General features: G+C 32.7%; 15 protein-coding genes. 1 reads left to right on the top strand and 14 read right to left on the bottom strand.

The features are described from left to right. Positions 1-12: 12 nt before the first annotated feature. The 8 genes from LQ694_RS11590 to LQ694_RS11555 all read right to left on the bottom strand — a co-directional run bounded on the left by LQ694_RS11590 (position 13) and on the right by LQ694_RS11555 (position 8,429). The gene (locus LQ694_RS11590) at positions 13-345 is read right to left on the bottom strand and encodes a DUF779 domain-containing protein (RefSeq protein WP_025904728.1); all 333 of its coding nucleotides are present in this window, start codon (positions 343-345) and stop codon (positions 13-15) included. Continuing rightward, on the bottom strand, positions 346-1,866 hold the full coding sequence (gene exaC / locus LQ694_RS11585) for an acetaldehyde dehydrogenase ExaC (protein WP_065380971.1): 1,521 nt from the start codon (positions 1,864-1,866) through the stop codon (positions 346-348). Between the two features lie 358 nt (positions 1,867-2,224). Next, a complete protein-coding gene (locus LQ694_RS11580) occupies positions 2,225-3,796 on the bottom strand; it encodes a GldG family protein (protein ID WP_218696901.1) in 1,572 nt (523 codons plus the stop codon). Positions 3,797-3,882: 86 nt separating this feature from the next. After that, complete coding sequence (locus tag LQ694_RS11575; RefSeq protein WP_049319685.1) at positions 3,883-4,176, bottom strand: hypothetical protein; 294 nt, start codon at positions 4,174-4,176, stop codon at positions 3,883-3,885. 68 nt (positions 4,177-4,244) lie between these two features. Then, entirely contained in the window at positions 4,245-5,096 is an 852-nt protein-coding gene (locus LQ694_RS11570; protein WP_049319684.1) for an SA0632 family lipoprotein, read from the bottom strand. A 70-nt stretch (positions 5,097-5,166) separates the two neighbouring features. Next, the gene (locus LQ694_RS11565) at positions 5,167-7,209 is read right to left on the bottom strand and encodes a cation:proton antiporter (protein WP_218696902.1); all 2,043 of its coding nucleotides are present in this window, start codon (positions 7,207-7,209) and stop codon (positions 5,167-5,169) included. 18 nt (positions 7,210-7,227) lie between these two features. Beyond that, complete coding sequence (locus LQ694_RS11560; RefSeq protein ID WP_049319682.1) at positions 7,228-7,665, bottom strand: GNAT family N-acetyltransferase; 438 nt, start codon at positions 7,663-7,665, stop codon at positions 7,228-7,230. Positions 7,666-7,676: 11 nt separating this feature from the next. Further along, entirely contained in the window at positions 7,677-8,429 is a 753-nt protein-coding gene (locus LQ694_RS11555) for a sulfite exporter TauE/SafE family protein (protein WP_065380982.1), read from the bottom strand. A 143-nt stretch (positions 8,430-8,572) separates the two neighbouring features. Here LQ694_RS11555 and LQ694_RS11550 point away from each other — a divergent pair, with 143 nt between their 5' ends. Next, positions 8,573-9,256 carry a DUF1129 family protein gene (locus LQ694_RS11550; protein ID WP_025904720.1) on the top strand — a complete coding sequence of 228 codons (684 nt, stop codon included), beginning with the start codon at positions 8,573-8,575 and terminating at the stop codon, positions 9,254-9,256. Positions 9,257-9,581: 325 nt separating this feature from the next. Here the strand turns inward: LQ694_RS11550 and LQ694_RS11545 are convergent, their stop codons facing one another. The 6 genes from LQ694_RS11545 to LQ694_RS11520 form a co-directional block, all read right to left on the bottom strand. After that, positions 9,582-10,124, bottom strand: coding sequence for a hypothetical protein (locus tag LQ694_RS11545; RefSeq protein WP_142303167.1), 543 nt, complete (start codon positions 10,122-10,124; stop codon positions 9,582-9,584). Between the two features lie 30 nt (positions 10,125-10,154). After that, complete coding sequence (locus LQ694_RS11540) at positions 10,155-10,682, bottom strand: GNAT family N-acetyltransferase (protein ID WP_096791092.1); 528 nt, start codon at positions 10,680-10,682, stop codon at positions 10,155-10,157. 115 nt (positions 10,683-10,797) lie between these two features. Further along, on the bottom strand, positions 10,798-11,502 hold the full coding sequence (locus LQ694_RS11535) for an amino acid ABC transporter permease (protein WP_239772065.1): 705 nt from the start codon (positions 11,500-11,502) through the stop codon (positions 10,798-10,800). A gap of 5 nt (positions 11,503-11,507) precedes the next feature. Continuing rightward, positions 11,508-12,203: an amino acid ABC transporter permease gene (locus LQ694_RS11530; protein WP_049319678.1), complete on the bottom strand. Its 696-nt coding sequence runs from the start codon at positions 12,201-12,203 to the stop codon at positions 11,508-11,510. Positions 12,204-12,214: 11 nt separating this feature from the next. After that, a complete protein-coding gene (locus LQ694_RS11525; RefSeq protein ID WP_049319677.1) occupies positions 12,215-13,042 on the bottom strand; it encodes a transporter substrate-binding domain-containing protein in 828 nt (275 codons plus the stop codon). A 10-nt stretch (positions 13,043-13,052) separates the two neighbouring features. Continuing rightward, complete coding sequence (locus tag LQ694_RS11520) at positions 13,053-13,796, bottom strand: amino acid ABC transporter ATP-binding protein (RefSeq protein ID WP_218696903.1); 744 nt, start codon at positions 13,794-13,796, stop codon at positions 13,053-13,055. Positions 13,797-13,906: the final 110 nt, after the last annotated feature.

Raw genomic sequence — 13,906 nt, 5'->3', positions numbered from 1 at the left:
TCCTTCAAAAAATTATGATCTTACTGAACTCCTAATGTGAAATCTCTTCCCAGTTGGGCCTTCTATACTAAACATACCGCCTCTTCCATCAACAACATCGACTTCTAAATTCGTATGTTTCCAATATTCATATTGCTTATTATTCATATAGAACGGGACACCTTCAATTTCACCTAATTTCACATCTACATCTCCAATAATTAATGTTCCTTCAACAAATAACATTGGAGAGCTACCATCACAACATCCACCTGATTGATGAAAAATAAGATTTTCACCATGTGTTTTTTTTAATTCTCTAATGAGTGATTTGGCTTTTTCAGTAGCAGTGACTTGTTCAGTCATTTAGAACAGTCCTGCAGGCTTCTCGTCATAACTCACGAGTAAGTTTTTAGTTTGTTGATAATGTTCTAACATCATCTTATGGTTCTCACGGCCAATACCACTCATTTTGTAACCACCGAAAGCAGCGTGAGCTGGATAAGTATGGTAGTTATTCACCCATACACGACCTGCTTGGATACCTCTACCAAAGCGATAAGCTTTATTTTGGTTTCTAGTCCAAATACCTGCACCTAAACCATACAAAGTGTCATTCGCCATTTCTAAAGCTTCTTCATCATCTTTAAATGTCGCTAATGATAATACTGGTCCAAAAATTTCTTCTTGGAATATTCTCATATTTTGTGTGCCTTTAAATATTGTTGGTTCAATATAGAAACCATTTTCTAATTCTCCAGCTTCTTCTCTTACATTACCACCAACTAATACTTCTGCACCTTCTTGTTTACCAATATCTAAATAACTTTTAATTTTTTCAGCTTGTTCTTGTGACGTTTGTGCACCCAGCATTGTTTCTGGATCTAGAGGATTACCTGTCTTAATTTGTTTTACACGCTCGATACATTTTTCGATAAATTTATCATAAATATCTTCATGTACCAATGCTCTTGATGGACATGTACATACTTCACCTTGGTTAAGTGCGAACATCACTAATCCTTCAACAGCTTTATCTAAGAAGTCATCATCTTCATCCATAATATCTTTGAAGAAGATATTTGGTGATTTACCACCTAATTCAAGTGTTACTGGAATTAGGTTTTGACTCGCATTTTGCATGATGATACGACCAGTAGTAGTTTCACCCGTAAATGCAACTTTATTAATATTTTCATGTGTCGCTAAAGCTTGTCCTGCTTCCGCACCAAAACCATTTACAACATTAATCAAGCCTTCTGGTAATAAGTCTTGAATCAGTTCAATAAAATGTAAAATTGAAACAGGTGTTTGTTCTGCTGGTTTAAGTACAACAGCATTACCTGTAACGATTGCTGGCGCTAACTTCCAAGTAGCCATTAATAATGGGAAATTCCATGGAATAATTTGACCAACTACTCCAATAGGTTCCTTAAAGTGATACGCTACTGTATTGTCGTCAATTTGAGAGATTGCCCCTTCTTCTGCTCTGACAACTCCAGCAAAGTATCTAAAATGATCTACAACTAATGGTAAATCAGCTGCTAGACATTCTCTAATAGGTTTACCATTATCAAATGTTTCAATAACTGCTAATTCTTCTAAATTTTCTTCAATACGATCTGCTATATCTAAGAGTAATTGCGAATGTTCAGCTGGCGACTTTTTCGCCCACTCAACTTGTGCTTTATGTGCTGCTTTAACTGCTTCATCTATATCTTCTTTTGTAGAACGAGGAATTTTTGCATATATTTCACCAGTTACTGGCGATCCATTATCAAAGAATTCACCATTTTTAGGATCCACCCATTTACCACCGATAAAGTTCTGATACTTGTCTTTAACTTTGTATTTTGCATTTGCTGCAGTTGGATATTCAAAAGCCATATTAAAACGCCTCCCTTAAATTGATTACAGTTTAATTTTAATCTACGGAAACGCTTACATCAACTAAAATGCATTTTACATTATTAATAAAAATTCAAATAAAAAGTTACAAATAACTATATATAAATAGCGTCTGGAGCATAATCATATGCCCAGACGCTTTAATGTCGTTATATGAAATTTATTGAGATGCTGCTAACTGTCAAAATTCCGAATTGTGGTAATTAGAATGCGCTAACTTCCATTATTCTGAATTTTGGTAGTTAGAATGCTGTAACTTCCATTATTCCGAATTGTGGTAGTTAGGTGGGCTCTCTCTTACGGACATTTCTCAGAATTCTGTCCCTAACGACACCCGTTATTGTACATTTAATGTGGTTTTAGCTATCACATTGCCGCCTGATAAGACTTCAACTTCTACTTCGTTGTCTGCTTCGTTTGCTATTTTGGATTTAAAATACCAATCTGTTACACCGTTTTTAATTTTTGGTGATACTGAACTTGAAACTCCTGGTGCTTGTCCGTCAAACATACCTACTTCTTGTCCGTCTTTATTTTTGATAGATAACTGGAATTTATGATTTACTAATTTTGATTCATCGACATGGACTGTTATTTGAAATTTCTCTTGTTTCTGTACAGATGATGGCATTTCAAATGTACCTTGGTCACTGTTAGATGTTTGATCATTATTTTGTTGCTTTGAACTAGACGTCGCTGATTGTTCAGCTTTATTATTTTTACTTTCTGAGTTTGCACCATAACTTCCGGATGCATAAGTTGAGGAATCATACCATTTATAGCCTTGTTTAGGTGTTCCCCAAGGTTCTTTTTCATTTTCTCTACTATTCTCAGGTTGTTCAAAATTCAATAAATTAGTCTTATCATCAAGGTGAACATTCATGGTTGATAAATCTTGTTGGTCATCTTTTTTATTTAACCAATCTACAATTTGCATAATCATTTTTTGGTTATCTTCTTCTTTAAATCCATCATAAGTCTTTTTAGTTTCTCCGTTGTCTTCACGTTTATACTTTGGTGACTTGTCTTCTACCATTGAAGAATCGCCTATAAATGCGCCTTTACCTTTAGAAACTTTACTCACAGCAATATATGGACCTTCATTGCGGCCACCACCATTGTATATGCCTTGGTCTACAGCATGATTCCATGCATCATCTTTTGATAATTTAGGAACAAAAGCGACACCTTTTGCTTTATCAGGATCTGTAATGGCGATTGTTGAACCGGCATGCATCGATACTGCTTTAACACCTTTAGTAATTCCAAAGCTATCTTTTTCATCTGCTAAATCATCTACTTTAATGTTACCTAATGCATTGTATCTAAATCTTAAGCCAAACACTTCGTTTAAGAAATCTCTACTTTGAATATCTTTCATCTTATCTGAGGAGCTTTCTTCAGCGTTCATACCTTTTGTAGGATTATCAAAAGCACCTCTTCTATAACCGTTCATCACTTCTGAAGAATCATATCGATTAAAGTTTCTATCGGCATTATAATGATCACTAATCATTAATATACTTCCACCAGACTTCACATATTGCTCTATAGCATCTTGTTCACTCGCTTTAAGTGGATTATTAGCCTCTGGAATAACAACGACTTCATAATCTTTCATCTTGTCATAATCTAATAATTGGTTATATCCTAAATCTGTTACTTCATAGTTTTCTTTCGTTAATGCATCAGCAAAATCAGAAAAGCCACCATTAATGACCCAATCTGCACTGCCTGCTGTTTGACCATGTGCACTATCAAATAAGACTTTCCCTTTAATGTCATCACTTTTAGGTGATAATACAATTTTTCCATCTTTGCCTTCTTTCTCAGTTACGTCATTTGAACAACCCGCAATAACAAAGACAATCAATGTAATTAAACTCAATATCGACAGTTTAGGCCTCATTATATTTCTCCTTATGTATAAAATATGGAGCGAGTGAGAAATCTTTTATACTTAAAAGATTTCATCATCCCGCTCCGTTATGTGTACTATGCTTTTCTAATATATGTTAGCAGTTTAATTGTTACAGGATCAGTATCATAATTTTTAAAGCCTCTAGGAACTTCAATCGTTGCATCAATCAAATCATTAACTTCGTTAAAACGATATGTGACTTGATTAATATTAGATTTGCGATTAAAAATTACTGCTTCTGATGGCCAACTTCTAACCTCACCTGTTGTTGATTGTAATGTTCGACCTGTGATTGTTTCGATTTCATGACCTAATTCTAATAATGTCATTTTTCCGCCTTCAATCAGAACAAATTCTTTTTCGTGCACGATGACATCCCTCTTTTCAAATAATCCTTTGTTGTTTATTCCCTAATACAATTCAATCTAAACTCGACCTATAAATCTAATTTAAATGATTTTACTTTATCAGTTGCATCATCAAATGTAGCAGTTTTACTTACGCCACCGTGTATATTGAAAGTAGCACGGTTATTTTTAAGCGCTTCATAGGCTTTTTGAGAAATTGGAATAGATTTTAAACTTTTTGTCTTTTCACCTGGCTGATATTCATCTGTATTTTCTTTAGACTTTTTCATGTACTTTTCATTGTGAGAGTCTGGTATAAATGATGCATAATCAGATCGTTGTTTATGACTGCCATCTTGAATAGACGCCGTATTATCATAGTATAACTTATGATTAGAAGTATTTTCAGTTAATACTTCATACATCACGACATAACCATTTTTCGCACCATTAAAAAGTAAGACCTGTCCTTCAGGCATGTTATGCACTTGGAAAATTTGCAAATGATCAATATTGACTTTCATGCCACTGTCTTCAAATTGAAAATGTTTATCTTTAAGATCATGAATGAGTTCAACATCTCCATTTGTTGACGTTCGAATTGTATTAGGAAATGGCTTTTTTGCTGAGTCCTCTTTACTTTCAACACTTGAAGTTTCTTTTTTGTCTGAAGAATCTTCTTTACTACTTTTAGATTCTTCTGTATCTGATTGGTTGCTTTTCACTTCATCTTCAAGTTTTTTTAATTGTTCTTCTTTATCTTTAATACTTTCTTTTAACTTTTCATTTTCTTTTTCTAAAGACTTTTTATCTTTTTGATAATCTTTAGTCGATTTCTCTAAAGATTTAATTTCTTGTTCTAGATTTTTCTGTTCATCATCATTGCCACACGCTGCTAGAATAATTGATGAGCTCACCATAAGTAAAAGTGCCTTCTTCATAGGTGTCGCCTCCTATATATAGTCTTAAACAGTTTACCACACAACATGTAAGCTATCTATTGAAAACAAACTATATGCTGTTACCGAGAACAATCATTTCATCATAATTAACAGATTCTCTTAGTTTGATTGCCATTGAACGACTTACTTTACCTTCTTCTGTTAACTGATTAATCATTTCTCTTTGAATTCTTAATGCGTAAATTTCCATTTCTGTATATACAGCAGTGTGATTGCCTTTGAAGTAATCAGGCGTTAATCTTTCAACTTTGTTCAAGTAAGAATCACATACGATGCTAATTTCAAATTCGTTATTGTCATTCATTTCTTCAGTTAATCTTTTAACAACATTGAAATGCACTTCTTTACTTATAAATCTCATCTCTTTAATGTTACTTTCAATTGAAAGTGAACTTGTAGCACTGATAAATGTTTTGATTTTTCTACGTCTAATAAACAATTTCAACATTAACTTCGCTTTTGTATATAAAGAAGCATTTTTAAATGTTGATGAACGTTCTGTAATTTGTCTGTAGTTATCAAATGTACTTTGAGATATTTTATTTTCTTTAATGAGTTTATCCAACGTATTGAATTCTGTATCAATCGCAATGCGTTGCATACGTTCTAACTCTTTAATATCTTCATCTTTTTCTTCATTTTCTCTTAAGAATGATAATTGCATATGATAACTGCGTGTGATTTTACCGTAAATATAGCTTATTTCTTTACTGTAAAATTCTTGTAGATTTTCTAATGCACTTTCAATTAATAAAATTTTCGCTTCGTTAAATGTTAGTAAACTTTGATCTTTCGGTTTAGCTTTTGGTGTAACGAGCGGTAATATTAATTGTGCGAATACAAGACTGATTAAAATAACACCTGTTGCGATAAACAATAGATGATCACGATAAATAAAATCAGTGTGTTCTGATAATTTAAATGGCAACATCAATGCGATTGCTAATGAAATGGTACCGTGAACACCACAAACCGTCATAATAAACGCATATTTAAAGCGATTTGGTTTATCTATTTCTGATTCTGGCGCAATATCTTTACCGGTATTTAACATTTTTGAAAATCGACTTTCTGGTAAATAGAAGTATGGATATGAAATAAGCACCCAAATATATCTAAATAGATACACTAATGCAGCTACAAATAATGTAATACCTATAACATGCATAATTTCATGTTGTGGTTCTTCTAATATATTAATCATGACTTCAGGTATTAAGAAACCTAATAAAATAAATACAAAACCGTTTAATAAATAACTCAGTAAATCCCAAGTATGATTATATGTTACTTGCTCTTTCGTCGTTGCTTGAGCAATTCTGTCTTTTTCAACACCGTGAATTAAACCAGCAACAACTGCAGCAATAATACCTGATGAATGGAATGTTTCAGCAATAATATAAACTAAAAATGGTGTAATAACCTGGATGAACGTAAGCATATTACCGTTGTTAATTCCATTTCGTGTTAAATAAACACGTAACTGTACAACACCATAACCAATGATAAGACCTACTATTGCGCCACCGATTGCAGTTATAAAGAACTGTCCAACTGCACCAGTTAATGAGAATGAACCACCTACTAATGCGGCTAATGCAATCTTAAATGATAAGATACCTGCAGCATCATTTAGTAAAGATTCACCTTCTAATATGGTCATAGATCCTTTAGGTAATAATTTACCTTTCGCAATAGCTTGAACGGCTACCGCATCTGTAGGTGAAACAATTGCACCAATTGCAAAGCATGCAGCTAATGGTAATTCTGGCCAGATAATATGTAATAAGAAGCCAAGACCAATAACCGTTGAGAATACAAGCACTAATGCCATTGACATAACGGGTTTCAAATACCTCGCTAAATGCACACGCGATACAGAAATACCTTCTAAAAATAGCAACGGTGCGATAATACCTACCATAAATACTTCTGACTCAAAGTTTAATTCAACTGGAATTGGAGATAAGAATATAACAAAACCAATTATAATTTGAACAAAACTTAAAGGTATTTTAGAAATATAATGATGTATGATTGAACTTAGGATGATACCCATGATGAACCATAAGAAACCTTCAAATATGGCCATAAAATTCCTCTCTTCTGTTTAAAATAGCTTTTTACGCATAATAACTTTTTCAACTTCGTAGTCCATTGATTCATTTAAATGAATCATTGTTTTATTGTGAGCATGGACTGTTGAAACGATGGTATACGCACCCATATGTTTCGCCCACTTTTCTATTTCTCGTTTCAAAGCGGTTGCTATACCTTTATTTCTTTGACTTTTATCAACGAGAAGGTTGTATATCTTAACCTCTCGATCATGAACATTATATTTCGCCCATATAAAACCGATACATTCATCTTGAATTAAAGCACCTTTCAAAACACTCTTCTCATATTCAAGAGAACGCTTTATCGCTTCATATTCCAATGATGTAGCAAGTTTCAAGCTTTGATTTTCATCTTTAAATGATGAAGCAGCCATTTCACTAATGTTATAAATCATTGCGTCATCTTCTATATTTTTTATGACAACCATTTTTAACCTACCTAATTATTCTCGATTAGTAACTTAATTGCTAAAATAAATATGATAATAAACATCACAATTTTCAGTTTCTTTTCAGGTAAAGAAACCGTTAAACGACCACCAATGAAGCCACCTAGACCTGAACCAAGTGCTAAACTTATGGCAAATGGCCAATTAACATAACCTTGAAAAATAAAAACAAAAGTAGATAATGATAAGTAAATCGTTATAACTAACGTCTTCATACATTGAACTTCTGCATAAGTCAGTCTTGGCATGATTAAATTTAAAGCGATAATAAATAAAAATCCTACAGCAGCTTGAACAATGCCACCATAAATACCAAGTGCTAGAAAAACAATAATAAGAAGGAAAATTCTAAAGGTAGATAATTTTTCAGATTGTTTTTGTGTATCTTTCCATCTGGTAGGAATAATCATAACGATTAAAACGAGAAGCATAATAATACCTAACATGCGGTTAAAGACAGCATCCGGGAGATTTATAGCGTAATGAACGCCAATAAAAGAGCCTATTATAGCAGGCACACTTAACATCAAACTCAACTTAACATTTTTCATGCCTTTTATGTAAAACACATATAAGCCTAATAAATTTTGAACTAAAATCGCAACCCTGTTCGATGCATTCGCAACAGTAGTTGGTAATCCAAAAAATATAAGTAATGGCAAGACAATTAATGAGCCACCAGCCGAAACGATATTAATCGTTCCTGCAAAAATCCCTACTAAAAAGATAATAAATAATGTCATGATCTCCAAGACTACACCACCTGTTACATTTAATAATATCGAAAAATTTATCATCTGTAAAAAGTATAAACCTCAAATTTGTAATGTTTTATTAGAAAATACTTGTTAGAATAAAATTATTGATAACAGAAAGGAAAACGCTGATGAAAAAATCAACACGCGACCTTATAATAGAAAACAACGTAAAACGATTAAGACTCAATAGTCACGATAGAGAAGTTTACGAAAATTATATAACATACGTACGTGCAAATTTGAGCATCAATGAATATGACTCAGAGAAAATGTTGCTCAACATACTTAATCATTTATTAAGTGCCGAAAAAGACGGCATGCATGCCATGGAATTTTTTGAACACGATCCAAAAAAACATGCCGACACGATGATTAGAAATATGCCAAATAGAACATTCCAGAATATATTTAAATTTATCGGATTACACATCCTTATTTTGTTAGGTGTCTTCTCATTCATAAGAGGATTCACAGGATTCTTCACACAAGTTGAATTCACTTATCTCTATACTTTCCTCATCACCTTTGTAACAGGATTTACGATGATTTTTATATTTATATGGATGATATTTAAAGTCGTTCAAATACGAATATATAGCGAATCCAATTGGACAACCATGATTACTAATATATTGATATTCGGGACATTAGTTGTGACGATACTAGCCTTTTATTTACCAGGCGTCTATTTACAATTAGGACCTAAAATATATACATCGAATTGGGCATATATCATACTTTCGTTCATATTAACACCACTAGGATTATATATAGATCACCACAGAAAAATAGACCAGCCTGATTCAAGGTAGGTAAGACAATAGAGCAGAACAAGCGGAACCATCATTGATTATGGTTCCGCTTGTTTCATTTAAAGCGATAATAAGAAATTACCAGGCCGATAATTTATTTTATCGGCCTGCAAATCTCGTTTTCGGGTCGGTAATTTATTTTATCTGTCCACATTTCCCATTTCTGGACCGGCAACTTATTTTATCGGTCCATATTTCTCGTTTCTAGACCGGTAATTTATTTTATCTGTCCATATTTCTCGTTTCTGGACCGGTAAATTTTTTTATCGGTCCATATTTCTCGTTTCTGGACCGGTAAATTTTTTTATCGGTCCAGAAAGTCACCTCATATAACAAAAGTTCCTATATATAGTATTAAAAATATCAATAGTGTTTCAATATTTATAAAAATCACATTTGGACTAATACCTTTCTTATATCTTGTTACATAATATATAAGGATACGAATATAATAGACAATCAATAATCCCCATATTAGAACGAATAACCCAATTCCATAATCATTATTTTGAATTAAATGTATCCCAAATAGTAATAACCAAACTGATTTCAATACATTACCAGCTACCTCTAATGGGTCAGATACAATTTTGAACATTTTATCTTTGGTTTCTGTTCTAAACAAATTCGTATAAGCTAATAAATCACAAATCACTTGTAGGAACATCGATACACTCATCAGTATTGTAAATATCAATCCAAATACCAATACAATGACATTTAAGTCCCCTTCAAGTTTTGCAAAATAAATTAAAGGAATTTGGCTAAAACAGATAAAGATTATTGTAAACATCGTATGAATAATATGGAATTTTTCATTTTTTATTAAGTAATTAGCCAATAATAACAAACATATATAAACGCCCAACCCTACTACCACCATATTACTCACCTATCTTTAATAGTTTTCATTTACGATGGCATATAGGTAATGGTCTTTCCATTCGCCATTGATTCTTACGTTAGATCTGTTTAGTCCTTCACGTATCATGCCTGCTTTTTCTAATACTCTAACTGAACCTATATTTGTTGGTTGTACGCCTGCTTCAACTCTATGGAATCCTAATTCATTAAATGCGATACGAATGACTTCTTTTGCTGCCAATGTTGTAATACCTTTTCCGTTGTATGCTGCGTCTAATGCATACCCCATCATACAGCTCTGAATATTGTGTCTGACGACTGCAAATAAATCTATCGTTCCGATTACTTTATTATCTTCTTTATGTACAATGACATAGTGATAGCCTTTATCTTCTGTCATATCTTGTAAATGTTTGTCTATAATTTTTCTGTAATTATAGAGTTGGTAGTCTGAATCTTTTCTGTCTGCTGCTGAATATGATTCAAATAGTGCTCTATTACGTACATCTATATCTAATAATTCACTTGCGTCGTTCATTTCTACTGGTCGGATTTCAATCATGATGCACCCCCGATATTTATTTATCTATTAGTATACACTTATACGATGTAAAGTTATAAAAAAATAAGGTCATAGATTAAATTTCCTAGGAAATGATAATCTATGACCTTGCACTTTATGTTTGATATAAATATTTTTCAACTCTGTTTTCCATCTTGCCAAAAATCCATTCGAAAATGATAGCCATGATCCAATATATTGAACTTGCTATAATATATACTTCAACAAAACGATAACCATCGTTAGCAATAATTTGGCTGATTGCAAGTATTTCTGTTACTTGCACAACAAACGCGATTGCTGTCCCTTTAATTAAAGCAATAAATTGATTACCTAAGTTCGGAATTGCATAACCTAAAGCTTGAGGTATCACAATTCTCATGAGTATATGTCGCTTTCTAAGTCCAACTGTGAGTGCCGCTTCTATTTGTTTATTATCAACACTTCGTAAACCACCACGCATCACTTCTGTTAAATACGCAGCTGAATGTAATGTAAATACAAATAATACAATTGCTAAAGGATTTATACCATCAGGATTGATATTCAAATGCCACATTTTGTTTAACCACTCTACTACAACAGGCGTCCCATAATAAGAAGCAAACAACTGAACGATGAGTGGTGTTGATCTGAAGAATGAAACAAATATGACAATGAGTTGATTAATAACTGGATACTTAGCTTGTCTTATTAATGCAAACACGGTACCAATCACCAAGCCAATTACCATACTGACAACTGCTATTAATAACGTTGTCGGCACACCTTTTAAAATATCTCCAACATGTTCGTACATAAAAGGAAAATCTATCGTCAAATTGCTCACCTCATTTGTTCAGTTTGATATGGAATATTGTATTTCTTTTCTAAAAGCATCACGATAAACTCGACTATGATACAGATGACCCAGTAAATTATACAAATCGCGACATATACGGGAAACATACCTAGTCCGTAGTTATTACCGATAATTAAATTTACTTGTCCCATCATATCGATTAAACCGATTGTAAACGCTAATGATGTGTCTTTAATCAGTTCTATAACTTGATTACCGATGTTTGGTAAACTATTTCTAAATCCTTGTGGAATAATAATTCTTAATAAAATTGTACGATCATTAAGACCGACTGTTTTCCCTGCTTCAATTTGTCCTTTATCAACAGAGTTGTATCCAGCTCTCATCACTTCTGATAAGTATGAACCCGTATGCAATGTAAATGTCAAAATTACAAAGAAAAGTCTACTAAAATGATTAATATCAATATAAGCCCACTGCAATATGATCGGTAACGCAAAATATACTAAAAATAGTTGTAATATAAGTGGCGTACTTCTAACAAAGGATACATACAATTTTACGATTTGGGATAGTACTGGTACTTTTTTGATTCTAATAACTGCTAATACGAGCCCTAATATCATCGCAAACAAAAGAGAAAGTAGGGTTATTAACAATGTAATTGGTAGTTTATCCAGTATTTGCACAAACAAATCTGGCCAAGTGGTTGTTCCCATATGTCTCCTCCTTATAAGCGGTCTTTAATATCATTTAATGACTCTTTATCATCAAATATATTAAATCCAAACCATTTTTTAGATAATTCCTCTAGCGTACCGTCTTCTTTTAATTCTTTAGTCGCTTTGTCTATATCTTTTTGTAATTGCGTATTTTTATTGTTATATAAAATATGAACAGATTCTTTTGAAACAACGCCACCAACTTTTACGTCAGCATTGAGTTCTTTTTGAATTGCTTGGTAAGTTGTTAAGTTTAAGAACATGGCATCTCTTCTTTTAGATTCAATCATTTTAAAATTCTCACCATTTGATACTTTATGAATTTCATCAATGTCGATTTGATTTTTATGTGTCTTGTTGTAACCTGTTAAGATTGAATATAAGCCGCCACTCGGTGACATAGGCGTTAGACTTTTATGTTGTAAATCATCTAAAGTTTCAATATCATTTGTATCATTATGTACAATAAGTGTTGTTAAAGAATAAACATAAGGCTCCTTCTGATACAAGAATTTCTGTTCTCGCTCAGGGGTTTTGAAGAACCAATTAATGCCCATATCAAATTTACCAACACCAATACCAACAACGTTAGATTCTTCTTCTCCAAATTCATATTGGAAATCATATTGTGGTAATTTCTTTTCAAGTTCTTTCATATAATCCATATCGTATCCGACTGGTTTATTATCACTATCTGTATATAAATAAGGCGGATTGACTTCTGCAGATAAAGCCACTTTGACAACTTTTTTGCCGTTATTTTCTTTCGTGATTGTGCCGCAACCAGATAAAGAAATGATGAGCATCATCAAAATCAATAATTTAATATATTTCATTCTTTACCTCCTACAATCCGACTGGTGTTAAACGACTTAAGAATCTTCTCGTACGTTCAGACGCTGGATTATCAATAATGGCTTCCGGTGTCCCACTTTCAATAATTTCACCTTTATCCATAAACAGAACTTGATCAGATACTTCTTTCGCAAATTGGATTTCATGCGTTACGATAACCATCGTTCTACCTTCGCTTGCAATTTCTTGAATGATATTTAACACACCTTGTACAGATTCAGGATCAAGTGCTGAAGTTGGTTCATCTAATAGCAACACTTCAGGCTCTATACTGAGCGCTCTCACAGTACCAACTCGTTGCTGTTGTCCACCTGACAGTTGAACAGGATAAACATTAGCTTTATCATCTAAAGATACTTTTTTAAGATATTTCATAGCTTTCTCTTTAGCTTCTTTCTTCTTCATTCCTTGTCCGTATATCAAACCTTCTGTAATATTTTCTAAAATTGTACGGTTTTTAAACAAATTATAGTGTTGAAAAACCATTGCAGATTGACTTCTTAAGCGTGTAACATCCTGCTTTTGATAATTTTCTACATCGAACTTACAATTCCCGAGTTCGATTAATCCTTTATATGGTGTTTCAAGCATATTTAAACTTCTTAGTAGTGTCGTCTTCCCCGATCCACTTGGTCCAATAATTGTTGTGACGGTACCTTTTTCTTGTTCAAAATTTATATTATTCAAAATTTCTTGTGTACCAAATTTGTGGTACAATCCTTCAACTTTAAGCAAGTCATCCACTCCCGAACGTAATAATATGTTGAATTTATCACAACTATTCTTATAAGTAAAGTCGGTTTTAATTCAAATACGCATTTTAACGGCCTTAATGAATTTTTCTT

This window comes from Mammaliicoccus sp. P-M58 (assembly GCF_022386165.1).
GTDB classification, from domain to species: Bacteria; Bacillota; Bacilli; order Staphylococcales; family Staphylococcaceae; genus Mammaliicoccus; species Mammaliicoccus sciuri.
This window is presented reverse-complemented; position numbering and strand designations above follow the sequence as displayed.